The following is a 26,745-nucleotide window of genomic DNA, read 5'->3' on the forward strand; positions in this document are numbered from 1 at the left end:
GCTGCTTAACAAAGGGAAATTATTTTTCCAGCGATACGGTCTATCGTTTTTTAAAAGCAAAATATAACCATGATCCCTAAGGTGAGCAGTGAAGTTACAAAGCTGGCAATCGATGTTATTGAGTTGCTAGAGTGTTATCTTGAAAATCTTGGTTATCAGGCGGTTGTTCATTTTGAAATTGAAGGTTGTTATGCGTCTGATAAAGGCACCTCATTAGATTTTGATTTGGCAAACAAGGCCCTGAAACAAGCAGGAATTCAAGGCACATTGGTGCGTGAGTTTTGGCACAACCAATGGGAGTTTGTCTCAAATTTTGCTGGTCAAACACCATTGCAGGAAGCGCACAGCGTAGCGAAAGCAATAAAAATGCTTCCACAAATATTTAATAAACAGGGAATAAATCAAACAATTATCGCTCCAGTGGTATGGAATGGTGACAGTAAACGCATGGTAAAAGGCAGTAGGCAATTGTTTACCCATGAAAACCGTCAAGTACATATACCCAATGCAATTCAGTTAAACGTGAGTATAAATAATGCTCAAGGTAACAACATAATTGCACGGCAAGGCGTTGGTCAGCGTTTGCAACAATGTTTTATAAAGAGCAGCGCATCATGCGCACTGCTCTATTTACCAGAGCCTATGGCGTTTGAGCGGTTACTGTTAAAGGAGAAGTATGGTTTGGACGACGAACTATGTTCTCCTTCAGATATTTCCGGCGGGCATCAAGGGAGTGTTGCTTTGTATCTGGATAAAGGAAAGCACAATCAAATAATGGGCGAAACCCCTTTATTGTATGATCAACATCAAAAAGTGATCTTAAGTGATATAGATTGGCGTAAAACTGCTAGAGTTGAGTACAGACTTGGCGCCTCAAGCTGTTTTTACAATCCGTATATTAACGTTGTTTATGCATTGCTTAATGTTATTGACGCGCTAACCAATGCAGATTCAGTGCCTGAAACTATGTCAGCCAATCAAGCACATGTTTTACCTCGATGCCTTGAAGATACCGATCAGGCATTAGGTGCTATTTCACAGTTTGCACGAGAAAACTGGTTTGCCCAGCGTATTGATGAGATTGAACAATACGTGAACAGGGTTGGGGATGGTATTTGTGCAACCAGTGTTCAAGCTCTTGGGGCAAGGTTAAAGCAAGCGTATTTAGCGCAATATCAGCAGGTTAAACTAATTTATTAAGAAGAATTTATTATGGGCAGCACCAATACGCAGTTACCGACACCACAATTAATTGGTGATTCTGTAGAAGAGAAAAGAGCAGAGATAAAACAGTACTTTAAAAATAGCTGGAACACCTATGAAGCATTATTTTCTTTAATTAATAATGATCAGGCTTTTTATTTAAGGCCTGAACCTTTGCGCCATCCACTTGTTTTCTACTTTGGTCATACTGCGACCTTTTATATAAATAAACTCATTTTAGGTAAATATATTTCAAACCGGGTAAACGAAAAACTTGAAGCTATTTGTGCTGTTGGTGTTGATGAAATGAGTTGGGATGATTTAGATAGTAGTCATTACGACTGGCCGACAATTGACGAAGTAAGAGACTATCGAAAACAGGTTTTTCAGTTGGTAAATCAACTCATTGAAGACATGCCATTAGAATTGCCGATAACTCAAGATTCACTCGCTTGGGTTATATTGATGGGCTGTGAACATGAGAGAATTCACCTAGAAACTTCGTCGGTCATTATGCGGATGTTGCCGCTTGAAAATCTTAGTGAAAATGAATTTTGGGCTAGCTGCACAGAGTCTAATGAAGCTCCGCAAAATAGCTTGGTTAACTTTCCCGCGACACAAATTACCCTGGGTAAAAATACAAATGATTTAACGTATGGTTGGGATAACGAATATGGGCAGGAACAATATTCTGTAGATGCTTTTAAAGCGAGTGAATATCTTGTTTCTAATGGTGAGTTTTTGGCCTTTGTTGAAGCTGGTGGTTACCATTCTCCCTCTTATTGGAGCGAAGAGGGCCGCTCGTGGCTCGAATATAAAAAAGCACAAATGCCACGATTTTGGCGAAAAGAGCAGGGTAAATACATTCAGCGAAATTTACTCAATGAAATGGCTCTGCCTTTGAACTGGCCTGTTGAAGTTAATTACTTGGAAGCAAAAGCTTTTTGTAACTGGAAAAGTGAGCAAACTAACAGTTTTGTTCGCCTACCCACTGAGCCTGAATGGTATTATCTACGCCAGCAACTAGCTGGAGATGCTTACCAATGGCAAGAAACACCGGGCAACTTGAATTTAGCTTACTACGCTTCTTCTTGTCCGGTTAATCGATTCAAACAAGGTGATCTGTTTGATGTATGTGGTAACGTTTGGCAATGGACAGAGTCGCCTATTGACGCATTTACTGGGTTTGCTGTTCATCCTTTATATGATGATTTTTCTACCCCAACTTTTGACGGCAAACATAATTTGATTAAAGGCGGTTCATGGATTTCAACCGGCAACGAGGCGATAATCTCTTCGCGCTACGCTTTTAGAAGGCACTTCTTCCAGCATGCAGGATTTCGTTATGTACAAGCCCAGAGTGCAGAAATACCGCATATAGCAGTAAATAAATTTGAATCAGATCCTGCTGTGTGTCGAGAATTATTCAGTCATTATGGGCTGGCGGAACATGAAAATTTTTCAGTTCAACTGGCGGATAAAGTCGCCGAAATTTTGACTAAGTTTGATGTTAATCGTCCAAAACTATTGCACATGGGCTGCTCCGTTGGTCGAACTTCATTTGCGTTGGCAAAATCTGCTCAACAAATTGATGCACTAGATTTTACCGCTAGATATATTCAGTTTGGCGTGCAGTTGCAACAACAAGAGTCGGTTCGCTTTGAGATGGTGAATCAGGGGGAAATTGTTAACTATCATGAGGTTTCGCTCAATAAACTATGCATTGATAACACTAATAATCTCAACTTTTATCAAGGTGATGCGGTTAACTTAAAACCAATATTTGAACAATACGATGTTATTTTAATTGACCAAGCATTAGAGCAAAGTTATGACCCCAAACAAGCGCTAAAGACCTTAAGTGCTCGATTGAAACCAGGTGGGTTGTTGTTAATCGCCAGTAGTTATATTTACGATGAAAATATCTGTCAGAAATCTCAATGGCTTAGTGGTATTAAAGTGAATGGCGAAAACCTCGAAGGTGCTGCAGGATTATCTGCGATACTTAGTCCAAGGTTTAATCTAGTGAACAACGAATCATTGTTGCATGTTAAACCGCTAAATAGTCGACAACGTGTACATGAACAAGTTGAATTAACTGTTTGGCGCTGTACTCAGGATAATTGATGCAACTACCAGATCATATAAAGTTTACTCAGTCTATCAAGGGACATATTAAATATAACCTCAGTGATTCTTGTGGACAAAGGCATACATTAGCTTCGTTGAGTGAAACCATTGGATTGGATGTCTCGAAACTAATGTCTGAGCCGCTAGGTTACGCCTCCTTGCGAGGCGACACAGAACTTCGTCAGCAAATCATCAAATTTCACCTAGGGCTAAATCATCACTCAAGTTTGTTAGACGTTGACAATGTTTTAACCTTTTCTGGTGCGCAAGAAGCGCTAAGTGCAGCTTATCGAGCAATATTAAAGCCTGGTGATGAAGTGGTGGTAATGACACCGTGTTACCCTTCTTTATTTCACATGGCAAAACAGTTGGGATGTAAAGTTAAAAAGTTACATGTTAAACCTAACCAAACACTGAGTTACGAACAATTTGAACGCGTTATTAGTGACAAAACTAAACTTGTGGTGCTAAATTCTCCACACAATCCAACAGGTGCAATCATGGATTCCGCGCTCAGTGATCGTTTGCTTTCGCTTATTCAACAATATCAATGTTACCTGATCTGTGATGATGTAGCTCAAGCGAGTAATTTTAATCACTTAGCTTTAAGTCACCGATTTTTAGATTATGATCGGGCTTTTGTTGTTTCTGTGATGTCGAAAAGTTTTGGTTTAGCTGGTGTAAGAGTTGGCTGGTTGGTATCGAAAAACAAAGTTTTGCTCAACAAAGCCTTAGCTTTTAAAGCCTACGGTAGTATATGTACTTCAAAAATAGATGAAATTATTGCGACAGCTGTATTGTCGGATTGGCAAAAATTGGTCGATATCAATAACCAAGTCATTTTGTCTAACACCGAAAAATTTAAGCAGTTTTGTCAGCGTTATCAGGAGCGAATTCATTGGCAAGCGCCATCGGCAGGCATTTTGTCCATCGCAAAAATTAATGTGGACCAACCAATAGAAAGCTGGTGTTTATCGGTAGCTAATCAATACAACTTGCTGTTATTGCCAACGTCACTATTTGGCTTATCCGAGCCTTACGTCAGAATTGGCTTAGGGCATGTAAAGGTTGATCAAGCGCTCGACCAATTGGCATATGTTTTTCAAGCGCAAAAATAGCTAGTTCTATCTAAAATTACTTTTAAAAAGAGCCGTTTGACGTATGATGTAACATTTGAATCTAAATGGCATTGGTTTCAAAATACATTAATACTGATTCTTGATTTTAGTGATGTTAGTTTAAAAAAGGTATTACCTATAAATTCATTAAACAGACATGTTTACTTTACGTGAGATGACCTAAATCAATAACATTTAATGTCAATTTGCTAAGCTAAGTAAAAGTAAGGTGAGATAGGAGAGATAAATGAATAACATTTTAGTTGTGGCGGATCTGGATGAACAATCTGATGTTGCGATAAAGCAAGCGCTTTTACTGGCTGCAACGTACAAGACTTCTATCCACATTGTACAGTTTGTCTATGAAAAGCTCAGAACAAATGGCAGTGAAGCACAAGCACTGAAAAATCAAGTTGTAGAAAAACTCACTGAAAAACTGGCGAAACAACTAGAAAAATCTATTGGTGATAAAGCGACTTATAGTTTTGAGGTTGTTTGGCAAAAAGCAATTCATCGCTGGATTGAAGATTATGCTGAAATAAACTCTCCAAGACTGGTCATCAAAACTGGTCACCGAAGCGAAACGGCTTTCTACACACCAACAGACTGGCATCTTATTCGCGAGTGTAATGCGCCAGTGTTAATTGCGGCGGAAACTAAATGGCGTAAGTCGCCAAATGTCCTTGCTGCGGTAGACTTAGAAACCAAAAATAAAGAAAAAATAGCGTTAAATCATAAGGTGCTAGAACAGGCAAAAATTTTAGCCGACAGTTTAGATGTTGAATTATATGTTTGTTATGCACCGTCGGTTTCAAAACTTTTAAGAGATTTGGGCATCCACTATTTAGATGATGTTGAACATGATGCTAAAAAAGCAACAGCACCATTGATTGATGAGCTGGCCGAACAATATCAAATACCTCGTAAACACTTTAAAGTGCATGCTGGTAATCCAGATAAAGTGATTCCAAGTTTAGCAGCCAAGTACAATGCGGGTGTTGTAGTAATAGGTACTGTTGGCAGAACAGGGGTTAAAGGCAAGTTAATTGGCAATACAGCAGAAAAAATTATGAGCCTATTAAAAACTGATTTATTGGCGATTAAACCTTAATTTAAATGGTATAACTTGCCATTGCTTATTGTTCGACAGAACAAATAAAAATAGAGTCTATTAAGACTCTATTTTTTGTTGAGAATAGCGTTGAAAACTAAAGTGCTAATTCTATAACCATTTCACGCAGTTCTTCTTTTGAAATCGAATTATCGTGATTCTTGTCAAAACGCTTAAAAATGGATTCACACATACGGATGCCTTTGTCTTGTAACAAGCAATCGATCAGTTCAACAAATTCACTACGGTTAATAACACCGTCTTTATCTTCGTCAAAAACTTCAAATAACTCATCTACCCACTGATTCAATTCCATCAGCATTCCTCTACTTCTAGTAACTTATGGGTAAGACTTTATCCCTTATTGGTGCGGTTGTGAATGATTATTTAATTTTTTTATCAGTGGAATGACCTGCCATCACGTACCAGTAGATAAAAAGAACAAAAAAATTGTATTTAACCTGTAATAAATTGTAAGCAAGCCAGACTAGCCTCTGGAGTTTGAAATAGGATGGATAAAATGACAACACCTTGGAAATGTTTGGCGGTAGTTGCATTAGCGAGTTTATCTGGTTTGACAAAGGCCAGTGAAGACAAGCTTACGCTTGAAGATTGCCATTTAGATGGGATTTCTCAACAAGTAGAATGTGGGAAGTTACAAGTACCTGAAAATTATCAGTACCCAACCGGTGATCAGCTAACAATTAACTTTGCTGTTTTGCCTGCAATAGATAGAAATCAAAACAAAGAGCCCATTATGTTTTTAGCTGGTGGGCCAGGCCAAGCTGCGGTGAGTTTGGCGGGCGGGTTGTATCAAGCCTTTAACGAAGTACGTAAAACGCGAGATATTATTTTGGTCGATCAGCGTGGTACAGGTAAATCTCATCCTTTACAGTGTGAAGATGACTTAGAGCTTGATCCATACACATATATGCCTGAGGCGTATACAGCAGCAAACGTTAAATCTTGTATTGATAAACTTGAAGGTGACCTTTCTCAATTTAACTCTGAAAATGCCATTCGTGATTTTGACGCGGTCAGAGCTGCTTTAGGCCATGAAAAAATAGCTATTTATGGCGGCTCATACGGTACTAGAGCAGGCTTGGTATATATGCGTTTGTTCCCTGAGTCGTTAAGTGCAGTAGTGCTTGACAGTGTAGGGCCAATAGAAGTGCCGATTGGTTTATTTGGCAAAAGCTCTGAGCGTTCATTTAATATGCTAATAGAAAACTGTCAGCAAGATACAAGCTGTCAGCAGGCGTATCCTAATCTTAGGCAACAATTTAATCAGTTAATTGCTCAGCTTGAAAAACAGCCTGTCACTATTGATATTGCTCATCCAACACTAGGAAGTAAAACTGAATTTTTAGTTAGTCGAGCTAAATTCCTAAGCACAATATTTACCATGTTGTATGGCATGGAAACACGTAGCTTAGTTCCATTAGTTATTGATCAAGCAGCTAAAGGGAATTTTTCGCCGCTTGCTGGTGTTATTGCATCTGCAGGTATGGGGGAAATGTATGTAGGACTTACACTAAATATCGTATGTAATGAAGACATACCTAAAGTAACACCAAGCATGTTTACAGAAGATGCTAACAATAGTTTTAATGGTAATTTAAGCCACTTTGCTTGGAATACCGCATGTCCTGTGTGGCCACAATATCGTCCAAGTGAAGATTTTTACCAACCCGTTACAACTGACGTAGCAACATTAATCATTTCGGGTGACTTAGATCCTGTGACGCCACCAAGTAATGGTGAATATTCAAATAAAACATTGCCTAACAGTAAACACATTATCATGAAAGATAGCTCTCATACGCCAGGTGTTTCAGCGTGTGCAATAAAAATGATTGCTGAGTTTTTAGATAAGAAAAATCCAAATGATTTGGACGAGTCGTGCTTGGCAGACATTCCGAAAGAGTCATTTATGTTAGGGCTAAATGGTGGGGCTTAATCATGATTGAAGTAAATAATTTACGTAAAAGTTTTAAAAACAAAAAACAAACGGTTGTTGCACTTGACGGCTTATCTTTTCAAGCAAGAGATGGTGAGATCACCGGTATTTTAGGCCCAAATGGCGCAGGAAAAACCACCTGCTTACGTACTTTGTATGGATTGTTGCAGGCGGATGAAGGCTACGCGACGATTGATGGTATTAATGCCTCAGAAAATCCACTCGGTGCTAGAGCTAAACTGGGTATTTTCCCTGATAAGTTTGGCCTTTATGAGCGTTTAACGGCTTATGAACAAATAGACTATTTTGCAAGTTTACATGGCATGACCGGAAACGACAAAAAACAAGCTATTGAAAGAGTGATCGCTGACCTAGATATTCAAGAGTTAGCTCACCGAAAAAGCGCTGGATTTTCTCAAGGTCAACGTATGAAAGTGACCTTGGCACAAGCGCTTGTCCATTCTCCGCAAAACTTCGTGCTTGATGAACCTACACGTGGTTTAGATGTGATGAGCACTCGAGTACTTCGCAACTATTTGAACAAGTTCAAAGAAAAAGGGCACTGTATTTTGTTCTCTTCTCATGTAATGCAGGAAGTGGCTGCGCTTTGTGATCGTGTGATTATCGTTGCAGATGGCAAGTTAGCTGCTCAAGGTACACCGCAAGAATTATGTGAATTGGCTGGAGAAACGCAACTTGAAGAAGCCTTTGTAAAATTAATTGGTTCTGACGAAGGAGTTGCAGCATGATCCAGTTTAAAGCGTTACTTTTAAAAGAATTAAAAGAAGCATTTAGAGATAAACGTGCATTAATGGTAGCACTGAGCATGGGCTTTCTGATGCCAGTTGTTATTGTGGCGATGTCAAAGTTTATGATCAAACAAGCAGTAGAAACACCTGCTATTTATGTAAAATTTACTGGTGCTGAATATGCTCCTAAAATGGTCAAGCAGCTAAAAGATGCCAATATTTTAGCATTTGCCGATGTCCCGGAAAGTGATAAAAAACTTTGGGATAAACGTAGTGTTGAAGTCATTATTCCTGAAACCTTTGCGCAAGATCTACAAGAAGGTAAACGCATTGATGTGATTTTACGCGCTGATTACAGTGAAAAGTCGTTGGCAGCACCACTAAGACGTATAGAACGCGAAGTGAGAAATTATTCACGTTCGATTGGCTATAAGCGACTGCTTGTTCGAGGCATTGATATAAAAATATTAAATCCAGTGCAATTACAAGAACAAGACACCTCACAACCTAGCAGTAATGCGATGATCATTAGCTTGATGTTAGGACTGTATTTATTAATGGGCGCCTTTGTTTCTGGTCAATCAATTGCTGTTGATGCTAGTGCTGGAGAGCGTGAACGTAACGTATTAGAAATGTTATTGTGTCAACCAGTTAAAACACAAAATATTGTTTTAGCTAAGCTTATTTCTTCTGCATTGATTGCAACTTTGTCCATTTCTATCATGTTGTCGCTAACAACTATTGCTGTAGGTTTTGTTGACCTATCAAAAATAGGTGCATCTTTTAGTTTGGACTTTCCAACGGTTGGCGCGTTAATGATTTCATTAGTGCCTTTATGTTTCTTGGCAGCGGCACTGCAATTGTTTGTTGGTTTTCAGGCCAAAACATTTAAAGAAGCTCAATCAACAGTTGCCATGTTGGTCATGGTGCCAACCATGATACCACTCGCTTTGATGTTTATTGAAAGCAAGCCTGATTGGATTGAGTGGGTACCTGTTTCAGGCCAATCACTTATCATGGAAGACTTATTTAAAGGCTTACCCATTGAGTGGGCAACGTTAGCGACCACAACCTTATTGACCTTTGTTGCCGTCACGGGCTTAGTCATGGCGATGGCAAAGCGTTTGCAGTCTGAAAAAGTCATTCAATCGTTAAGTTAATGTAAACAGTACTTGGTGAACCATGCATAACTCGTTAGAATTACCGCTACAACAAAAAGACCTGTTTATTAGACGGGCAGTAGAGGATAACAGCGCATTGGATCACCAAGCTACATTTACCCAATGGATGACGGAACACGAACGTTTGTTGCGTCATATCATTACTGGTTTTGAAGCAAAACCGGCAATTCAGGATGAGTTATATCAGGAAGTTGCTCTAAATATATGGCGAGCACTTCCTAAGTTTCGAAATGACTCGTCAGTAAAAACTTTTGTTGCACGTATCGCACACAACGTTTTGGCGACGCATGTTGCCAAAGCCGTAAGAACTATAAAGGCTGATCAAGATTTAACTAATGTAGATCAAGACGCCGAACGAGATAACAGCGAGCCAACGCCTTTTCAATCGTTGGATAAAGAGCAGCGCCAAAAAAAATTAGCAAAAGCAATTCGACAGCTTAAGTTAGAGCATCAACAAGTCATCACTCTGGCACTTGAAGGTATGAGTTACCAAGAGATTGCCGATGTATTATCAATAACGACAAATTTGGTTGGTGTTAGGTTAAAGCGCTCTAAAGCCGCGCTGAGTCAGTTGCTGGGGGCAGCGTAATGAATACTCGAAAAGATAAAAACGTGGATAAAGACAACGATTTAATGAACATTAATTCCACTGTTGACGAGCTAAACGACGATATTGATACCAGTGCTATTGATGAGCAGTGGGCTGCGTTGACACAAGACTGGCAAGATCAACCGGTTGAACATACAGATGTAAACGCGTTATTGAAACAAACCAAACGTCGAACTATTAAAGCAAAATTACTGTTTGGCAGTAATATCTTAGCTACTGTTGGTTTGTTATATAGTTGGTTATATGGCTGGTTGTGGGGTAACTGGGAACGACCTTTAGTAAACTACTTAGGCTTTGGTACTGTCATTTCTATTATCTTTTGTTATTTTGAATATAAAATTCGTCAAAAAGCCTGGGGTAATATTGACGACACTCCAGATATGGCGATTAACAATGCTATTGAAGGTTACTACTCATCACTTAATTACATCAAACTAACCAAGTGGTCGTGCTTACCATTTGCTGTTCTGGCAAATTACCATTTATATGAAGTAGCAACCGAAGCCGAAAAGTCGCCAGTAAAAGGGTTTATTATCCTTAATCTATTTATTTTAGTTATTTATGTTATTACTCATGCATTTGGTGTGAAACGTCAAAAAGAACTCGACTCCCTTCTTGATAAAACCAAAAATTAATCAGCAAATTAACCAGTTTATTAAATTTAATTCGAGTAAACTGGTTAATACCTGAATATTATCTATTGTTCTTTGGTTTTTTATTCGATATATTAAATTCCAAGCGAATTTGATCTCGCAAAAGAAAACTTTTACCGCATATTGCACGACATATTATCGATATATTTCATTGCAAATTGAGATAATTGCATGGTGTTTTTGCATATACATATGATGGCGAATAAGGCAAAATATGCGGCAATTAACTTGAACTAACTTCCAGTTCCTATATTTACCGTTGGGCTGAGAAACTGAGGTATAAACATGCTGACTCGTGATATGAATATTGCTGACTTTGATCCAGAATTATGGCAATCAATGACAGATGAAACACTTCGTCAAGAAGAACACATTGAACTTATTGCTTCTGAAAACTACTGTAGCCCACGTGTATTGGAAGCCCAAGGCTCTCAATTAACAAACAAATACGCTGAAGGTTACCCAGGTAAGCGTTATTATGGTGGTTGTGAATTTGTTGATAAAGCAGAAGCGCTTGCAATCGAACGTGCAAAAGCTTTATTTGGTGCAGACTATGCTAATGTTCAACCACACGCGGGTTCACAAGCTAACGCGGCAGTATTCCAAGCATTAGTTTCACCAGGCGGTAAAGTACTAGGTATGAGCCTAGCTCATGGTGGTCACTTAACTCATGGTGCACACGTGAACTTTTCTGGTAAGTCATATGAAGCGATTCAATATGGTCTTGATCCTGAAACAGGTGATATCGATTATGCAGAAATTGAACGTTTAGCAAATGAACACAAACCAGAAATGATCATTGGTGGTTTCTCTGCATTCTCTGGCGTTGTTGATTGGGAACGCATGCGTAAAATTGCGGACAGCATTGGCGCTTACTTTATGGTAGATATGGCGCACGTTGCAGGTTTAGTTGCAGCAGGTTTGTATCCAAACCCTGTACCTCATGCACACGTAGTGACAACAACAACACATAAAACCTTAGCGGGTCCTCGTGGTGGTTTGATTGTTTCAGGCTGTGGCGATGAAGAGATTTACAAAAAGTTAAACTCTGCGGTATTCCCAGGTGGTCAAGGTGGTCCTTTAATGCATGTCATTGCTGCTAAAGCAGTTGCTTTTAAAGAAGCTTTAGAGCCAGAGTTCAAAGACTATCAACAAAAAGTGTTAGATAACGCTAAAGCCATGGTTGCTGTGCTTCAAGAGCGTGGCTACAAAGTTGTTTCAAATGGCACTGAAAACCACTTGTTATTGTTAGATTTAATCGACAAAGACATTACTGGTAAAGATGCTGATGCAGCATTAGGTCGTGCACATATCACTGTGAACAAGAACTCAGTACCAAACGACCCTCGTTCACCATTTGTTACTTCTGGTCTTCGTTTAGGTACACCTGCAATCACACGTCGTGGATTTGGTGTTGAAGAAACTAAGCAGTTAACTGGCTGGATTTGTGACATTCTTGATGATATTGAGAACGAAGCCGTAATTACAGCTGTTCAAGAAAAAGTTAAAGAGATTTGTGCACGTTTCCCTGTATACGCCTAATCACTGAATTTAACTAAACTGATCTTAAAAACCCGATGATTACATCGGGTTTTTTTTTATTGCTATTACTTCAGCGGTTAAATTCCGTTAAAATAACGGCACTTTTCACCTTGCGGAATGTGTATGTACTGTCCATTTTGTACAGCAACAGATACTAAAGTTATTGATTCGCGATTAGTTGCTGACGGTCACCAGATCAGACGTCGACGCGCCTGTAGCGTTTGCCAAGAAAGATTCACCACTTTTGAAACTGCTGAGCTTGTTATGCCACGCATAATTAAGCGAGATGGTTCGCGTGAACCTTTTAATGAAGACAAATTGCGCTCAGGATTAATGCGCGCATTAGAAAAACGTCCAGTGAGTGTTGAGCAGACAGAAAAAGCAATTAACCGGCTAAAATCAGAACTTCGAGCAACAGGTGAGCGGGAAGTCTCTAGTGAAATGCTCGGTAATATCATGATGGAGCAGCTCAAAAAGCTCGATAAAGTTGCTTATGTGCGTTTTGCTTCAGTCTATCGCTCATTTGAAGATATTAGAGAGTTTGGTGAAGAAATTGCTCGTTTAGGTAATGACGATTAATTATGAGACTTTTTACTTCTAAGGATCATCATTACATGAGCCGCGCGATTCATTTAGCAAAGCGCGCTTGGTACACCACATCTCCCAATCCAAGAGTGGGCTGCGTCATCGTCAAAGACGAGGTGATCGTAGGGGAAGGTTGGCATGTTAAAGCTGGCCAAGGCCATGCTGAAGTAAACGCTATTGCACAAGCAGGCGATAAAACGCAAGGCGCTACAGCTTATGTAACCCTTGAACCTTGTTCTCACTTTGGCCGCACACCACCCTGTGCTCAAGGTTTGATTAATGCAGGGGTTTCACGTGTTGTTGCCGCCATGGTTGATCCTAACCCTCAGGTTTCTGGGCGTGGCTTAAGCATGTTAGAACAAGCAGGAATTGAAGTGGCCTCGGGCTTATTAGAACAAGAGGCCAGAGCTTTAAATCCTGGTTTTTTAACCTTAATGCAGCACAAGCGCCCTTATGTACGCTGTAAATTGGCCGCAAGCTTAGATGGTAAAACCGCGATGGCTAGTGGTGAAAGCCAATGGATAACGGGGAAAGCAGCAAGACAAGATGTGCAGCGCTATCGAGCTCAAAGCTGCGCTATTATCAGTGGTGCCGATTCTATTATCACTGACAACGCCCGTATGACGGTTCGTTGGCAAGAACTTGGCGAATTAAAAAACGACTATGCTGAATCAGAGATTCGCCAACCTGTTCGTGTCATCATTGATTCAAAAAACCGATTAACACCAGATTTAGCACTGTTTAGCGAATCCTCTCCTATTATTATTATGACTGCTAAGGTTGAAAATCGTCACCAATGGCCTCATTTTGTTCAGCACATTGAAGTAGCACTTTGCCCACAAAGCAATCAACTGAAACTAGATGCAGTACTATTTGCATTAGGCCAACAGGGGATTAATGACGTGTTGATCGAATCTGGTCGTCGATTGGCAGGAGCATTTATCGAACAGCACTTAGTGGATGAATTGATTTTGTATCAGGCGCCAAAGTTACTGGGTGACAATGCACAAGGCTTAGTGATGTTCACTGATGTTGAGCAACTCAAGCAGGCAAAACAGCTAAAAATTACTAACATCAGTATGGTGGGTGGAGATATTAAAACTGTCGCCCAACTCATTAATTAAAAGAGATTTTTATGTTCACAGGTATTATCGAAGCTGTTGGTAAAATTAAACAACTGCAAATCAATGCGCAGGGAGCGAGGATCACGCTTGATACCAATGGATTAGATATGCGTGATGTTAAGTTAGGCGATTCCATTGCCACCAATGGTATTTGCCTAACGGTTGTCGCCTTTGATCAATCAAGTTTTACTGCCGATGTTTCAACGGAAACGTTATCAAGAACCGGCTTTGCACACTATCAAGCTAATCAAGCGGTAAATCTAGAAAAAGCCATGTTGCCAACCACGCGTTTTGGTGGGCATATTGTATCGGGCCATGTTGATGCTGTAAGCGAAATTGTTGAGATAAAACAATCGGGTAATAGTACTGACTATTGGCTTAGTATGAACGACGATATTGCACCTTATATCGCAGAGAAAGGCTCAATTACGATTGATGGTATTAGCTTAACCGTCAATAGCCTTACAGAAGATAGGTTTAGATTAACCATAGTGCCACATACGGCAGAAAAAACGATTATGCCATCATATCAAGTGGGTACTAAGGTCAACGTAGAAGTGGATGTAATGGCACGTTACATCGAACGATTATTACTGAAAAAACATCAACCAGAAGCGTCGCCTTCTGGTGTTACAGAAGATTTACTGCGTCAAAGTGGTTTTATTAAATATTAAGAGGCTGTCATGAAGTTAAATACTCCTCAGGAGCTTATTGAAGATATAAAGCAAGGTAAAATGGTTATCTTGATGGATGATGAAGATCGTGAAAATGAAGGCGACTTTATCATGGCAGCCGAGTTGGTGACGCCAGAGGCGATCAACTTTATGGCAACACATGGCCGAGGCTTAATTTGTATGCCAATGACCATTGAACGTTGTAAAAAACTAAATTTACCATTGATGGTCACTAAAAACGACGCTCAGTTTTCAACTAACTTTACCGTGTCGATTGAAGCCGCTGAAGGGGTAACAACGGGCATTTCTGCAGCTGATCGTGCAACAACCGTACTTGCTGCTGTTGGAAAAGACGCAAATCAACATTCGATTGTTCAGCCTGGTCATATTTTTCCTTTAATGGCAAAGGATGGTGGAGTACTAAACCGTGCAGGTCACACTGAAGCGGGAGTTGATTTAGCAAGGCTAGCTGGTCTTGAGCCTGCGTCAGTGATTGTCGAAATATTAAATGAAGACGGCACCATGGCGCGTCGTCCTGATCTTGAAGTTATCGCGCAACAACATGGTATTAAGATGGGGACGATTGCCGATCTTATCGAATATCGTAATGCTAATGAAACCACAATTGAGCGGGTATCACAGTGCAAGTTACCAACAGCGTTTGGCGAATTTGACTTAACGGTATTTAAGGATACGATTGATGGCCAAGCGCATTTTGCCTTAACGAAAGGCGATATTAACCACGATCAGCCAACCTTAGTACGTGTGCATCTGGAAAATACCTTTAGAGATTTGCTGTTCAGTCAACGTGAAAGTGTTAACAAATGGCCTATTGGCAATGCCTTAGAGCGTATCGGCAAAGAAGGTGGTGTTTTAGTGTTACTTGGAAAACATGAATCGCCGGACGAATTAATAGCACAAGTAGAAAAATACGCTAAATTAGATGCTGGTGAAGAAGTTAAAGAAGTAAAACGCCACATTGGTTCACGTAATGTAGGGGTTGGTTCACAAATCTTAGCTAATTTAGGCGTTGGTAAAATGCGCTTATTAAGCTCGCAAGTAAAATATCATTCACTATCTGGCTTTGGCTTAGAAGTGGTTGAATATATCAACGAGTAACAGAATGAATTACAAAAAACGCGCTAGTAAGCGCGTTTTTTTTCGATCAAATTTATTAATGCATTTTTTGCTTTATGTAATCGAGAGCCTACCGTACCAGAAGGAATGCCAAGAACTTCTGCCGCTTCTTGATGCGATAGCCCTTCGATTATCACTAAACTAATCACTGTTCGTTGCATTAATGGCAGTTGATGCATAGCAGATAATAATTGTTGCCATTGTTCTTTGTACGCATGATTTTCAGGTGCAACGAGTTCAATGACATCAGCTTGGTTATGTGTCATCTGACGCTTACTCAAGTGCTTACCTGATATTCGAATCGTGATGCGATATAGCCAAGTGCGTATATGACAATTCCCTTTGAATTTGGCTAACCCTTGATAGACAGCAACAAAAACTTCCTGAGTAATGTCATCAGCGTCTGCCGGATTTGCGCTAATGCTTAAAGCAAGCCGATATACATAATCTTTATTTTCATCAAATACTTGTTCAAATTGATATTTATTCTGTTTTGATGAGGCATTTCTTAACCACTTAAACATTCAGTTATTCCTGTTCAATCATTTGTAATTCTTTACGCATGTTTGGTAAGGAGAAATAAAATTGATAGAGAATATAAAGGGTTAATGTTAGTGAAATGGCAAAAACAATGACTAAACCATTGGTATAGATAGCGCCTTTAAATAAAATAATGGCGATCAGTACTAAAAACTGTACTAAGGCAAAAGGCGCGACATATCGAATGATATTTATCTTTAACTTGAGATCTTTTTGCCAGTTGGCAAATAAATTTTGGTTGCCGTCTTGGTTTTTGAAATCGTCACTAACTTGTCGGTTTAAAACGACAAAATAAATTACAGAAGTCATCGCCCACATGGCTAACACTAATGCGCCTACGCTTGTTAAAGTCTGTTGGCTATCAAACCATATAATGGCACCAATACTGGATAAAGCCCCAAATGCTGCAATAAACATTCGCAAGATCTTTTGCCGTTTATGTTGTTGAGCTAGAGCAATAACCGTAGTTTTGTTAATTGTTGTTGTTTTATTCATGTTTTGCATTTTATTTTTGGTTACTGGGAGCTGAGCGATGTAATCTTGGCAAAGCTGACATGTTTCAATATGTTCAGTTAAAGCTGTTGACTCTTCCACACTGAGAGCCTCGTATTTGTGATAAAGCTTGCGAATTTGATTGCAGTTATTCATAGATCCTCCAATACTTTTTCTGTTAGTGCTTTATTACTCAGATACTTTCATTTTTTTTGCCACTTTTTTAATAGGTCCTTGTAAAATAATTAAGCGATCAATGATACTTTTTTGATTGCTTTCAAATTTTACGACAAGGTCTATAGCTGCATTGAAAAATGTTTGGCGTGATTCAGCCTCTAGAGCCAAACCTTCTTGCCCTTGTACTTGTGCATACAACGCATTATTTTTTATTGAAATTTCAACAATAAATGAATCGTTCACTTTATAACGACCAATAAGTTTATTTAGATCCTCAATTGATACGCTGGCAGGTATTTTTACGGGAATTTCTGCTATTTTTTTACCTCGAATTATTCTGCCATTAAAATTTACACGAATGGTTTTTACTTCACCGTATTCATCATTTTCGAATTTTATCTTTATTGGGAGGTTTTTCGCCTGAAATCCATTTTCATCCTTAATTAAAGGTGTTGGCGGCATACCTGGAAATTGCCCATATAAAGTGTTGTTTAACAGCGTAATTTTTGTATTTATACCCTTACGTTCCATTTGAAATAAACCGGTAAGTTTAGTTAAAACATGATGGTTTGTCGTTTTCGTTTCAAATAAGCCAACAATATGTTGCTTTATCAAAGCTGCGCTTGTTGATTCTACATTTGCCAACACAACATAAGAAAGTTGCTGCTGTGGGATAAATCCTAATTCTGAGCTAAAGCCATCAATGCGACCAGAGTGATGGATGAGCTTAGTTTTATTATTAATATCATCAATAAATAACCCCATAGCAAAACCCATTTCGGTGTTTGTCAGTATTGCCATGCTTTTCTTTGTAAGTAGTTTATGATTATACAAACTACTATTCCAACTCAGTAAATCACGTGCGGAGGCACAGACTCCACCTGCAGCCCAAGATACTGAAGCAGAAACATAGTCAGATTGGGTTAATGGAGTGTTATTCGCTTTATGTCCCCTGGGGATGTGGCTACAAGTTAGACTTGCATTGCTCATTTGTGCATGGGCAAATAGTGAAGTAAATATCTTTTTTAAGCTAGTTGAAGCTGCTTTTTCGATTATTAAACCAAGTAAATAATAGTTGCTGTTGCTATATGATGCTTTCTTTCCTGATACAAAAACCAATGGTGTCGATTGCATAATGTTTAGCATTGAGTCTTGGCTAAGATCTTGGTTTTTAATGTTATTAAAGCTTTTGTGTTGAGTGTAATCAGCGATACCTGAGCTATGTGTTAACAGTTGTTTAATCGTGATGTCTTGCCAAGAAGATGGGCATTCTTTCAAAAAGAGACAAAGCTTTTGCGTAAATGCTAATTTACCTCGTTCTATTAAGCGTAAAGTTGCGACCGCTGTCATTTGTTTTGTAAGGGAAGCGATAGGGTAGGGAGTATGTTCATCTTTGTTTTCTGCTCTCACTAAGCTTGGCCCTTGAGTAACCTTGCTATACAAAATTTTATCATTTTGTTTTACTAGCACTATGCCTTTAAAGTGTTTATCTGCTATTTCATTTTTGATTAATTGATCTAGTGAAGAAAAGTCTAAATTATTTGCAAAAAGGTGCTGGTTGAAGGTAGAAAAAAACACGACCAAGCTATAAAAAAATAGTGGTGATGTGATTTTTTTGACAGTGTTTTTCATGGCGTTTCCTAACAATAAAGGTAAATATTGCTATTAGTGCTCTCTCATGATTTTTTCTTCATTATTTTGTAATTAAATTGAGTAAGCCAATTTTTTTTCAAAACTGACCATGACACAGGAGACCTCTAAATATCCTTATAAATTGGGGAATATTGATTAAGCGATGGTATATTTCTAAAAGTTAATTGGGATTGTTTTTGCTGCTTGATTTGCTCAGTTTGGCGGTAAGAGCATCAGTGAAGGTGGCAATTATATGTCTGAATTTTAATGAAAAGACCAATCTATCTATGTTTGGGGTTAAGCTCACCGAATAGTAACTGAAAAAAACTTAACTTAAAAAACATACTCAGCAAAACGATTATTTTTTATGGACTAGCTGTCTGAGAAATTGTAGACCTGTGTTTATCTTTTAAATAATCGCGTTGATAAAAGTACTTTAAGATTTTTTGGTCTTGCTCATCATACCAATGTAATCGTTGTTCGAGATAGTTGGCTCTAAACGTTTCCTCTAATAACACCTGGTTTATTTTATCTATCACTGTTTTACCCCATTCGTTATTGGGGCAAGCAAAATGTACCGTAAGGTAATCTTGGGATGATATTTCCTGTAGCTGTAAACTACTTGTTTTTATATTCAAATTGAGCTGTTTTTTTGAATAGTTAATTACCGGAGGGTATTCAATTAGCCCATCAAAACGTTTTCGAAAAAACATCTTTATCAAACTGTTGTAATTGTTTTGCACGGTTATGTTTTTATTTTCAGTATGATTGGCTAAAACGGCATTAATCGCATTTGGGTATCTTAATGAGGCTATCCCCAGTTTAAAGTCGGCTCTACTGAGTAACTGATTTAGTGACACTTTTTCAAGGTGTTTAAACGAAGGATAATCATAGCTGTGGTAAATCAGCCTATGTGGCAATAAAAAACTATTTGCCGTTGATAGCAAGGCGGGAGTATTTGCCAGCGCTGATGGGGTGCAAACCTTAGAGCCCTTTTTCAACTCGATAAGTTTTCGTTGTGTGTTCATCACTACTTTTTTATGGTGATACTCAGGCATGGCAGCAATCATTTGATCGATTAAACCATCGTAAATGCCTTGGCCTTGATCTTGTCCATGAGTAATGTAAAACGGTGGCCAATCGATAACCCGCCAATAAATAGTGTCCTTGGCCTGAATAGACCAACTACTCAGAATAAGTACTAATACAAACGCGTACCGCCAAATATTCAAATTATAAAACCACTATATCTCAGCTGTTAATGTCATGCAGTTTTAGTGCATTTCTGTTTTTATCGCCTTGGGTGTTTTACGTTGCAGTGTGGCTTGTTCAAAAGCAAACGCCGCTTCAATTAATGTGGGTTCACTTAGTTTACCTGCAAAAAAGGACAAACCTACTGGCAAATGATGTACAAACCCCATAGGTACGGTGATATGAGGGTAACCGGCAATTGCCGCTGCGCTAGAAGCTGCACCTAGATAATGATCTCCTGTAATTTTGTCTATTTTCCAAGCAGGGCCTGTTGTCGGTGCTATCAACAAATCAAGTTTGTTGTCAGCAAGTAGTTTATCTATGCCTTGTTGCTGGGCTGCAGCTTTAGCTTTTTTTAGTGAATTAAGGTAACTGTCGGAGGTTAAGCTACCTTTGCTTTGCGCCATTAGCATGATTTCTTGTTTGAAATACGGCATTACTTTATCAGCGTGTTGTTTGTTAAACGCGATAACATCACTTAGCGTTTTGGGTAAACTGCTGTCGGTGTCGGCAAGGTATTGATTTAACCCGTGTTTAAATTCAAATAACAACACTTCAAATTCGGCACCACCCCAGTTATCTTTCTCTGAAAACGCCAAGTCATCAACAATTGTTGCACCTTGCTGTTTTAACGTGGTTAATGCCTGTTCAAAAACCTGATCTGTAGCGTTATGGTAGCCTGTTAAATTACGAACTACGCCGATACGTTTACCTTTTAAACCGTCTAATTTAAGGTGTTCGATGAGCTTACTATTGGTCTTAATAGCGCTAGGATCTTCACTGTCGTAACCAATACTGGCAGACAGTAATATAACGGCATCAGTTACAGTTCTTGCCATCGGACCTGCAGTATCTTGGCTGTGAGCTATTGGAATAATACCATCTCTGCTTACCGTACCTAGCGTAGGTTTAATTCCAATAATGCCGTTTACGGCTGATGGACATGTGACAGAGCCGTCAGTTTCAGTGCCTACAGCAATAACGGCAAGGTTAGCTGCAATGGCTGCACCAGAACCTGAGCTCGAACCACAGGGACTGCGTGTTAAATCATGGGGGTTTTTGGTTTGTCCATACATTGAGCTCCAACCCGATGATGATGCGGTAGAACGAAAATTAGCCCATTCGCTTAAATTGGTTTTTCCTATAATGATAGCGCCCGCGGCTTTTAAACGTTTAACTAAAAATGCATCATCTTTTGGAAAATGCTTAGCAAGAGCAAGAGAACCAGCACTGTTTGACATATCATCGACAGTATCAATATTGTCTTTCAACAATACTGGAATTCCGTGCAGAGGACCTGTTAATCCTTCCTTTACAAACCTTTTATCTAAAGCTTTGGCTTGTTCAAGTGCGTGTGGGTTTAATTGTGAAACTGAGTTTAGCTTTAAGCCATTACGGTCGAGTTGTTCAATGCGTTTTAAATAAAAGCTGACCAACTGTTCACTGTTGAGCGTTCCATCGGTAAATTTTTTATGGATTTCTCGTATATTTGAGTTTGTATTTTCGCCAATGTCGGCAAATGAAAAGCAGCTAAAAATTAAAGCTAAACAAAGGATTAATTCACGCATAACCGTATGCTCTTATTGTTGTTTCATTCCTTTATATCGCGACACGGGTTAGCTTGTCTAGTGCTGTTAAAAATTTTACAAACACTAATTATTAATAATTTTATAAACTTATTTGTTTGATATTAATAAAAAAGCGGCTATTTAGCCGCTTTTAATCGTTAACTTAGTACATTAGCCAACAAACTGTTGAATTTTTGCTGTCATGCCCTGTGCGTCTAAGCCTAGTTCTTGGTGAATTTCTGCCTGCGTGCCGTGTTTAATAAACTGGTCAGGTAAGCCAATGTTTAGCACTTTTATCGCTTTACCTTGGCTTAATAAAAATTCATTTACACCAGAACCTGCACCGCCTGCAATAGCATTGTCTTCAATGGTAACGAGCACATCGTGTGACGTGGCCAATTCGATAACTAGTGTTTCATCAAGTGGTTTAACAAATCGCATATCAACCAGTGTTGCATTGAGGTTTTCTGCAACTTGTTTGGCTTCGCCTAACATAGTGCCAAAGTTCAGTAGGGCAATTTTTTCACCTTTAGTGATCAGGTTTGCTTTGCCTACTTCAAGCGTTTCGTTTATTTCTGGCAATTCAACACCAATACCATTACCTCTTGGATAACGAACCGCTGCTGGCTTATCTAACTTGTGACCTGTGCTTAACATTAAACGACATTCACGTTCATCTGAAGGAGCCATGATCACTAAGTTTGGAATGCAGCGCATAAAACTTAAATCAAATGCACCTTGGTGTGTAGGACCATCAGCGCCAACAATACCTGCACGGTCTATTGCAAATAATACCGGTAAGTTTTGAATAGCAATATCGTGAATGAGCTGATCGTAACCACGTTGTAAAAAGCTTGAATAGATAGCAACAACGGCATTGTGGCCACCAATCGCTAAGCCCGCCGCAAACGTTACTGCATGTTGTTCAGCAATGGCCACATCATAGTATTTTTCAGGAAAACGTTGGCTAAATTCAACCATGCCTGAGCCTTCGCGCATCGCCGGAGTAATGGCAGCAAGTTTATCATCGGTTTGAGCCATATCGCACAGCCAATCACCAAAGATTTTTGAATACGTAGGTAGACTTGGCGCACTTTTCGGTAGGCTGGTATCAGACGGGTTAAATTTAGGTACTGCATGATACTTAATTGGGTCTTGCTCTGCCGCTTCATAGCCTTTGCCTTTTTTCGTGGCAATATGCAGTATTTGAGGGCCTTTTAAGTTGCGCATGTTAGTAATAGTTTCTACTAACCCGTTAACGTCATGACCATCAATAGGGCCAATATAATTAAAACCTAATTCTTCAAAGAAAGTACTAGGTACCACCATGCCTTTTAAATGCTCTTCCGCTCGGCTTGCTAATTCTTTGATTGGTGGAATGTTATTTAGTAAGCGCTTACTACCTTCTCTGAAGCCTGTATAAAAGCTGCCAGACAATAGTTTTGCTAAATGATTATTTAATGCGCCGACATTTTCAGAAATCGACATTTCATTGTCATTTAAAATGACTAACATGTCTTTATGGATATCACCTGCATGGTTTAACGCTTCAAATGCCATACCTGCTGTCATCGCACCATCACCAATAACAGCAACAACTTTACGATTTTTTCCTTCTTTTTCTGCAGCAACTGCCAATCCTAAAGCCGCAGAAATTGACGTACTTGAGTGACCAACACTTAACACGTCGTATTCACTTTCTTCTCGCCATGGAAAAGGGTGTAAGCCATCCTTCTGACGGATTGTGTGAAGTTGATCTCGTCGACCTGTCAAGATTTTATGTGGATAAGCCTGATGACCAACATCCCAGATTAAATGGTCAAAAGGTGTGTTGTACACATAATGTAGGGCGACTGTTAATTCTATTGTGCCTAGTCCTGAGGCAAAGTGACCACTGCTCTTACTGACAGAATTTAATAAATAGCGACGTAACTCATCACTTGCATTTGGCAACTGATCTCGATTGAGTTGACGCAGATCGTCAGGAGAATTGATGTTAGACAGTAAGGGGTAATCGTTTAGATTTATAGTCATAATAATTACATTCTAAAACGAACTAGTGTGTTCGTTGAATAATAAAAGTCGCAAAGTCAGATAAATTCTGCGTATTGTAAGGCAATCTGCTCAAAGCTTGAAGTGATTGTTGAAACAAGTCGTCAGCTTTTTGTTGTGCGCCTTCTAAGCCTAACAATGCCGGGTAGGTACTTTTGTTGGCTTCTAGGTCTGAACCTGCTGGTTTACCTAGCTCTTCATCGGTGGAAATAATGTCGATAATATCATCACGCACTTGATAGGCTAAACCAATATTGTGGGCGTACTGCTCTAAGGCATTTTTGTCTTCTGCACTCACTGAAGTCGCGCACTCAGCTGCCATAAGCACGGAAGCTCGAAGTAAAGCACCTGTTTTTAATGAATGCAGCGTTTCTAGTTCTGCTAAAGAAATGCTTTTATCTGTTGCTGCTAAATCCAGCGCTTGCCCACCACACATTCCTTGGTAACCTGCTGCACCAACTAATTGTTGAATAAGCGAGATACGTTTAGTATCAATTGCTGGGCTTAATGGGTGATTTGCTAGAATATCAAAAGCTAAGGTTTGTAAACTATCGCCAGCTAAAATGGCCGTTGCTTCGTCAAATGCTCTGTGGCAGGTTGGCTTTCCTCGACGCAAATCATCGTCATCCATGGCGGGTAAATCGTCGTGTAGCAAAGAATAAGCATGTATACATTCAATTGCAGCGGCGACACCGTCTAAATCTTCAATATTTGCCCCAAGTGCTTGACCCGTGATGTAGGTCAAATAAGGGCGCATACGTTTACCACCAATTAATAAGCCATAACGCATTGCTTCATGTAATTTGGCATCATTGATTGGTAATTTTTTCAGCGCACTTTCTAAATATTGGTCAATGCGTTGTTGGTAATCTTGTAGGTTTTCGAGTGTCGGCACGTTATTCCGTCTCTTCTGGCTGAAAATCTGCTAATGATGAATCTTGGTGACGTTGCATCAAAATTTGCACTTTTTGCTCAGCATCTTTAAGTTTGACTTGGCTAATTTGACTCAATGATAAACCACGTTCAAATAGCGTCATCGAGTCTTCTAGGTTCAAATCACCTTTTTCTAAACTATCTACTATTGACTCCAATTCAACTAAAGCCTCTTCAAAGCTTAAATTTTCGATTTTTTTGCGTGCCATTGAACGTACTTTTATCAGGTAATTACAATAATAGGCGCAAGGTACATGAGCAGGCTTAATTGGTCAACTTTTGAGGAATTTGACAGGAATCAAAAATAAACAAGGAAAATAGTTAAGTTATTGACAATATGGGCGATAATACATGTATAAATATGAATAACAAAATATCGATAATGCATTCGCAATTTTTAGCCCTTAGGTTATCATCGGTATAGCGCTCTCAATTTAGCAAAGTATATTTCGGAGGCTTGAGTGGATTTAGCTACGCTACTAGGAATTTTAGGTGCCATTGGCTTCGTGGTAATGGCCATGATCTTAGGGGGCGATATCAGCATGTTTGTTGATACCCAGTCAATTCTAATTGTATTTTGTGGCTCTTTATTTGTGGTTTTAGCCAATTACAACCTAGGACAATTTTTTGGTATTGGCAAAATTATGGGTAAGGCTTTTATGTTCAAGCTTGAAAAGCCAGAAGAGTTAATTGAAAAGTCAGTGGAAATGGCTGATGCTGCTCGTAAAGGTGGCTTTTTGGCGCTTGAAGAAGCTGAGATATCCAACTCCTTTATGCAAAAAGGTGTTGATATGTTAGTGGATGGTCATGATGCTGACGTTGTACGAGGCACGCTACAAAAAGATATTAATTTAACAACCGAGCGTCATGAAACAGGCATTGGCATGTTAACGGCATTGGCCGATGTTGCGCCTGCTATGGGTATGATTGGTACCTTGATTGGTCTGGTTGCGATGTTATCAAATATGGATGACCCGAAAGCGATAGGTCCAGCCATGGCGGTAGCACTATTAACAACGTTATATGGTGCCTTCTTAGCCAACGTTGTAGCTATACCAATTGCCAATAAACTAAAACTTAGAATGGCAGAAGAAAAGCTAAACCAAGAACTGATTTTAGATGCCGTTTTAGGTATTCAAGATGGGCAAAACCCGCGTGTTATTGAAGGCCTACTGAAAAACTATCTAGCGGAAAGTAAACGCGCAATTAATACAACAGAAGAGTGACGAGGTAATTTATGGCTAATCCTCCAGAGTGTAAGTGCCCCCCTCCAGGGTTACCGCCGTGGATGGGTACGTTTGCCGATCTAATGTCATTGTTAATGTGTTTTTTCGTATTACTGTTATCTTTTTCGGAAATGGACGTACTTAAATTTAAGCAAATAGCAGGTTCAATGAAGTTTGCTTTTGGTGTGCAAAATAAAATTGAAGTCAAAGATATTCCAAAAGGCACCAGTATCATTGCACAAGAGTTTAGACCGGGTAAACCGGAGCCAACGCCGATTGAAGTTATACAGCAACAAACGGTTGAAATGACTCAGCAAATGTTAGAGTTTCAAGCAGGCGATGAAACATCAGCAGGTGGTCGACAGGAGCAACGTGGTACAGAACGTGGCGGCCAATCACAAAGTACGGCTGATGAGATGTCAGCACAGGCAAGACAAAAGGCCAGTGATGAGCTAGAGCAAGCATCACAAGAACAAGTAAATGAATTGGTGAAAAAAATTGCTGATCAGCTAGAACAGCAAATTCAAGATGGTGCGATTGAGCTTGAACAGTTAGGCCAACAGATCACTATTCGAATTCGAGAAAACGGTTCTTTCCCTTCGGGCTCTGCGTTTTTACAACCTAAGTTTCGACCAATAATTAAAGAAATTGGTGAGTTGCTCAATACCGTGCCAGGTGAAATTATGGTTTCAGGCCATACGGATAACCAAGGAATATCGTCAGAGCTGTTTAGTTCCAATTGGGATTTATCAAGCAAACGTGCAGTGGCGATTGCTCATGAACTAGTTAAAGTAGAAAATTTTGATTCCTCTCGAATGACTGTAGCAGGGCATGCCGACGCAAAACCTCTAGTGCCAAATAATAATGCGCTAAATAGAAGGCGAAACCGCCGAGTTGAAATCTCGATTAATCAAGGTAAAGCTAAAGAAACGGAGCCATACTCGATTATAAACAACGGCCAATAGCTAAGATTTGGTCAGCTAAATTTAATCCATAGCGAGATTGCATAAAAAAGGAACAAATAATGTTCCTTTTTTATTTCGCACTGTTAATTATCATAGGGTATAATCCGCGGCTCATTTTTTCTAGGTATGTTG

25 protein-coding genes are annotated in these 26,745 nt (G+C 39.3%); 16 read left to right on the forward strand and 9 right to left on the reverse strand.

Features of this window, described 5'->3' with window-relative positions:
- Nucleotides 1–69: 69 nt before the first annotated feature.
- From IE199_RS03945 to IE199_RS03960, 4 genes are all read left to right on the forward strand, one after another.
- On the forward strand, nucleotides 70–1,200 hold the full coding sequence (locus tag IE199_RS03945) for a hypothetical protein (RefSeq protein WP_189767478.1): 1,131 nt from the start codon (nucleotides 70–72) through the stop codon (nucleotides 1,198–1,200).
- Between the two features lie 12 nt (nucleotides 1,201–1,212).
- Nucleotides 1,213–3,330 carry a 5-histidylcysteine sulfoxide synthase gene (ovoA, locus tag IE199_RS03950; protein WP_189767486.1) on the forward strand — a complete coding sequence of 706 codons (2,118 nt, stop codon included), beginning with the start codon at nucleotides 1,213–1,215 and terminating at the stop codon, nucleotides 3,328–3,330.
- Nucleotides 3,330–4,451 carry a pyridoxal phosphate-dependent aminotransferase gene (locus IE199_RS03955; RefSeq protein ID WP_189767488.1) on the forward strand — a complete coding sequence of 374 codons (1,122 nt, stop codon included), beginning with the start codon at nucleotides 3,330–3,332 and terminating at the stop codon, nucleotides 4,449–4,451. Before ovoA ends, IE199_RS03955 begins: the two co-directional genes overlap by 1 nt.
- 247 nt (nucleotides 4,452–4,698) lie before the next feature.
- Nucleotides 4,699–5,562, forward strand: a complete 864-nt coding sequence (locus IE199_RS03960; protein WP_189767490.1) for a universal stress protein — start codon at nucleotides 4,699–4,701, stop codon at nucleotides 5,560–5,562.
- Nucleotides 5,563–5,659: 97 nt separating this feature from the next.
- Here the strand turns inward: IE199_RS03960 and IE199_RS03965 are convergent, their stop codons facing one another.
- The gene (locus tag IE199_RS03965; protein ID WP_189767492.1) at nucleotides 5,660–5,878 is read right to left on the reverse strand and encodes an EF-hand domain-containing protein; all 219 of its coding nucleotides are present in this window, start codon (nucleotides 5,876–5,878) and stop codon (nucleotides 5,660–5,662) included.
- Between the two features lie 204 nt (nucleotides 5,879–6,082).
- Here IE199_RS03965 and IE199_RS03970 point away from each other — a divergent pair, with 204 nt between their 5' ends.
- The 10 genes from IE199_RS03970 (at nucleotide 6,083) to ribBA (ending at nucleotide 15,759) form a co-directional block, all read left to right on the forward strand.
- Entirely contained in the window at nucleotides 6,083–7,522 is a 1,440-nt protein-coding gene (locus IE199_RS03970) for an alpha/beta fold hydrolase (RefSeq protein WP_189767495.1), read from the forward strand.
- A 2-nt stretch (nucleotides 7,523–7,524) separates the two neighbouring features.
- On the forward strand, nucleotides 7,525–8,271 hold the full coding sequence (locus IE199_RS03975) for an ABC transporter ATP-binding protein (RefSeq protein WP_189767497.1): 747 nt from the start codon (nucleotides 7,525–7,527) through the stop codon (nucleotides 8,269–8,271).
- The gene (locus tag IE199_RS03980; RefSeq protein WP_189767499.1) at nucleotides 8,268–9,431 is read left to right on the forward strand and encodes an ABC transporter permease; all 1,164 of its coding nucleotides are present in this window, start codon (nucleotides 8,268–8,270) and stop codon (nucleotides 9,429–9,431) included. Before IE199_RS03975 ends, IE199_RS03980 begins: the two co-directional genes overlap by 4 nt.
- 22 nt (nucleotides 9,432–9,453) lie before the next feature.
- Complete coding sequence (locus IE199_RS03985; RefSeq protein ID WP_189767501.1) at nucleotides 9,454–10,041, forward strand: RNA polymerase sigma factor; 588 nt, start codon at nucleotides 9,454–9,456, stop codon at nucleotides 10,039–10,041.
- Nucleotides 10,041–10,697: a hypothetical protein gene (locus IE199_RS03990; RefSeq protein ID WP_189767503.1), complete on the forward strand. Its 657-nt coding sequence runs from the start codon at nucleotides 10,041–10,043 to the stop codon at nucleotides 10,695–10,697. The genes IE199_RS03985 and IE199_RS03990 overlap by 1 nt, the downstream gene beginning before the upstream one ends.
- Nucleotides 10,698–11,000: 303 nt before the next feature.
- Nucleotides 11,001–12,257, forward strand: coding sequence for a serine hydroxymethyltransferase (gene glyA / locus IE199_RS03995; RefSeq protein ID WP_189767505.1), 1,257 nt, complete (start codon nucleotides 11,001–11,003; stop codon nucleotides 12,255–12,257).
- A gap of 123 nt (nucleotides 12,258–12,380) precedes the next feature.
- Nucleotides 12,381–12,836, forward strand: coding sequence for a transcriptional regulator NrdR (gene nrdR, locus IE199_RS04000; RefSeq protein ID WP_189767507.1), 456 nt, complete (start codon nucleotides 12,381–12,383; stop codon nucleotides 12,834–12,836).
- A gap of 2 nt (nucleotides 12,837–12,838) precedes the next feature.
- The gene (ribD, locus tag IE199_RS04005; protein ID WP_189767510.1) at nucleotides 12,839–13,966 is read left to right on the forward strand and encodes a bifunctional diaminohydroxyphosphoribosylaminopyrimidine deaminase/5-amino-6-(5-phosphoribosylamino)uracil reductase RibD; all 1,128 of its coding nucleotides are present in this window, start codon (nucleotides 12,839–12,841) and stop codon (nucleotides 13,964–13,966) included.
- A gap of 11 nt (nucleotides 13,967–13,977) precedes the next feature.
- Nucleotides 13,978–14,640, forward strand: coding sequence for a riboflavin synthase (locus IE199_RS04010; RefSeq protein WP_189767512.1), 663 nt, complete (start codon nucleotides 13,978–13,980; stop codon nucleotides 14,638–14,640).
- 9 nt (nucleotides 14,641–14,649) lie between these two features.
- Nucleotides 14,650–15,759, forward strand: coding sequence for a bifunctional 3,4-dihydroxy-2-butanone-4-phosphate synthase/GTP cyclohydrolase II (gene ribBA / locus IE199_RS04015; protein ID WP_189767514.1), 1,110 nt, complete (start codon nucleotides 14,650–14,652; stop codon nucleotides 15,757–15,759).
- A gap of 23 nt (nucleotides 15,760–15,782) precedes the next feature.
- Here ribBA and IE199_RS04020 read toward each other — a convergent pair whose 3' ends face one another.
- The 8 genes from IE199_RS04020 to IE199_RS04055 all read right to left on the reverse strand — a co-directional run bounded on the left by IE199_RS04020 (nucleotide 15,783) and on the right by IE199_RS04055 (nucleotide 24,631).
- Complete coding sequence (locus tag IE199_RS04020; RefSeq protein ID WP_189767515.1) at nucleotides 15,783–16,301, reverse strand: RNA polymerase sigma factor; 519 nt, start codon at nucleotides 16,299–16,301, stop codon at nucleotides 15,783–15,785.
- Nucleotides 16,302–16,305: 4 nt separating this feature from the next.
- Nucleotides 16,306–16,965: a hypothetical protein gene (locus tag IE199_RS04025; protein ID WP_189767517.1), complete on the reverse strand. Its 660-nt coding sequence runs from the start codon at nucleotides 16,963–16,965 to the stop codon at nucleotides 16,306–16,308.
- 33 nt (nucleotides 16,966–16,998) lie between these two features.
- Nucleotides 16,999–18,618 carry a serine hydrolase domain-containing protein gene (locus IE199_RS04030; protein WP_189767519.1) on the reverse strand — a complete coding sequence of 540 codons (1,620 nt, stop codon included), beginning with the start codon at nucleotides 18,616–18,618 and terminating at the stop codon, nucleotides 16,999–17,001.
- A 365-nt stretch (nucleotides 18,619–18,983) separates the two neighbouring features.
- On the reverse strand, nucleotides 18,984–19,850 hold the full coding sequence (locus tag IE199_RS04035; RefSeq protein ID WP_189767521.1) for a TIGR02285 family protein: 867 nt from the start codon (nucleotides 19,848–19,850) through the stop codon (nucleotides 18,984–18,986).
- Between the two features lie 42 nt (nucleotides 19,851–19,892).
- Complete coding sequence (locus IE199_RS04040; protein WP_189767523.1) at nucleotides 19,893–21,437, reverse strand: amidase; 1,545 nt, start codon at nucleotides 21,435–21,437, stop codon at nucleotides 19,893–19,895.
- A 171-nt stretch (nucleotides 21,438–21,608) separates the two neighbouring features.
- Nucleotides 21,609–23,471: a 1-deoxy-D-xylulose-5-phosphate synthase gene (dxs, locus tag IE199_RS04045; RefSeq protein ID WP_189767525.1), complete on the reverse strand. Its 1,863-nt coding sequence runs from the start codon at nucleotides 23,469–23,471 to the stop codon at nucleotides 21,609–21,611.
- Between the two features lie 22 nt (nucleotides 23,472–23,493).
- Nucleotides 23,494–24,384: a (2E,6E)-farnesyl diphosphate synthase gene (ispA, locus tag IE199_RS04050; RefSeq protein WP_189767527.1), complete on the reverse strand. Its 891-nt coding sequence runs from the start codon at nucleotides 24,382–24,384 to the stop codon at nucleotides 23,494–23,496.
- Between the two features lies 1 nt (nucleotide 24,385).
- Nucleotides 24,386–24,631: an exodeoxyribonuclease VII small subunit gene (locus IE199_RS04055; protein WP_189767530.1), complete on the reverse strand. Its 246-nt coding sequence runs from the start codon at nucleotides 24,629–24,631 to the stop codon at nucleotides 24,386–24,388.
- A gap of 252 nt (nucleotides 24,632–24,883) precedes the next feature.
- On the opposite strand from IE199_RS04055, the gene pomA reads away from it, so the two are divergent.
- Nucleotides 24,884–25,648 (forward strand): flagellar motor protein PomA, encoded by a 765-nt coding sequence (gene pomA, locus IE199_RS04060; protein ID WP_189767532.1) that lies wholly within the window; start codon nucleotides 24,884–24,886, stop codon nucleotides 25,646–25,648.
- Between the two features lie 11 nt (nucleotides 25,649–25,659).
- Nucleotides 25,660–26,613, forward strand: a complete 954-nt coding sequence (locus IE199_RS04065) for a flagellar motor protein MotB (protein WP_189767534.1) — start codon at nucleotides 25,660–25,662, stop codon at nucleotides 26,611–26,613.
- The last annotated feature ends 132 nt before the right edge of the window (nucleotides 26,614–26,745 follow it).

It is taken from the genome of Thalassotalea marina, assembly GCF_014656435.1.
Lineage (GTDB): Bacteria > Pseudomonadota > Gammaproteobacteria > Enterobacterales > Alteromonadaceae > Thalassotalea_C > Thalassotalea_C marina.

Bases quoted from the DNA above. Each gene is read 5' to 3' on its own strand.
- IE199_RS03945 (WP_189767478.1), top strand. From the start codon at position 70: ATGATCCCTAAGGTGAGCAGTGAAGTTACAAAGCTGGCAATCGATGTT.
- ovoA (WP_189767486.1), top strand. From the start codon at position 1,213: ATGGGCAGCACCAATACGCAGTTACCGACACCACAATTAATTGGTGAT.
- IE199_RS03955 (WP_189767488.1), top strand. From the start codon at position 3,330: ATGCAACTACCAGATCATATAAAGTTTACTCAGTCTATCAAGGGACAT.
- IE199_RS03960 (WP_189767490.1), top strand. From the start codon at position 4,699: ATGAATAACATTTTAGTTGTGGCGGATCTGGATGAACAATCTGATGTT.
- IE199_RS03965 (WP_189767492.1), bottom strand. From the start codon at position 5,878: ATGGAATTGAATCAGTGGGTAGATGAGTTATTTGAAGTTTTTGACGAA.
- IE199_RS03970 (WP_189767495.1), top strand. From the start codon at position 6,083: ATGACAACACCTTGGAAATGTTTGGCGGTAGTTGCATTAGCGAGTTTA.
- IE199_RS03975 (WP_189767497.1), top strand. From the start codon at position 7,525: ATGATTGAAGTAAATAATTTACGTAAAAGTTTTAAAAACAAAAAACAA.
- IE199_RS03980 (WP_189767499.1), top strand. From the start codon at position 8,268: ATGATCCAGTTTAAAGCGTTACTTTTAAAAGAATTAAAAGAAGCATTT.
- IE199_RS03985 (WP_189767501.1), top strand. From the start codon at position 9,454: ATGCATAACTCGTTAGAATTACCGCTACAACAAAAAGACCTGTTTATT.
- IE199_RS03990 (WP_189767503.1), top strand. From the start codon at position 10,041: ATGAATACTCGAAAAGATAAAAACGTGGATAAAGACAACGATTTAATG.
- glyA (WP_189767505.1), top strand. From the start codon at position 11,001: ATGCTGACTCGTGATATGAATATTGCTGACTTTGATCCAGAATTATGG.
- nrdR (WP_189767507.1), top strand. From the start codon at position 12,381: ATGTACTGTCCATTTTGTACAGCAACAGATACTAAAGTTATTGATTCG.
- ribD (WP_189767510.1), top strand. From the start codon at position 12,839: ATGAGACTTTTTACTTCTAAGGATCATCATTACATGAGCCGCGCGATT.
- IE199_RS04010 (WP_189767512.1), top strand. From the start codon at position 13,978: ATGTTCACAGGTATTATCGAAGCTGTTGGTAAAATTAAACAACTGCAA.
- ribBA (WP_189767514.1), top strand. From the start codon at position 14,650: ATGAAGTTAAATACTCCTCAGGAGCTTATTGAAGATATAAAGCAAGGT.
- IE199_RS04020 (WP_189767515.1), bottom strand. From the start codon at position 16,301: ATGTTTAAGTGGTTAAGAAATGCCTCATCAAAACAGAATAAATATCAA.
- IE199_RS04025 (WP_189767517.1), bottom strand. From the start codon at position 16,965: ATGAATAACTGCAATCAAATTCGCAAGCTTTATCACAAATACGAGGCT.
- IE199_RS04030 (WP_189767519.1), bottom strand. From the start codon at position 18,618: ATGAAAAACACTGTCAAAAAAATCACATCACCACTATTTTTTTATAGC.
- IE199_RS04040 (WP_189767523.1), bottom strand. From the start codon at position 21,437: ATGCGTGAATTAATCCTTTGTTTAGCTTTAATTTTTAGCTGCTTTTCA.
- dxs (WP_189767525.1), bottom strand. From the start codon at position 23,471: ATGACTATAAATCTAAACGATTACCCCTTACTGTCTAACATCAATTCT.
- IE199_RS04055 (WP_189767530.1), bottom strand. From the start codon at position 24,631: ATGGCACGCAAAAAAATCGAAAATTTAAGCTTTGAAGAGGCTTTAGTT.
- IE199_RS04065 (WP_189767534.1), top strand. From the start codon at position 25,660: ATGGCTAATCCTCCAGAGTGTAAGTGCCCCCCTCCAGGGTTACCGCCG.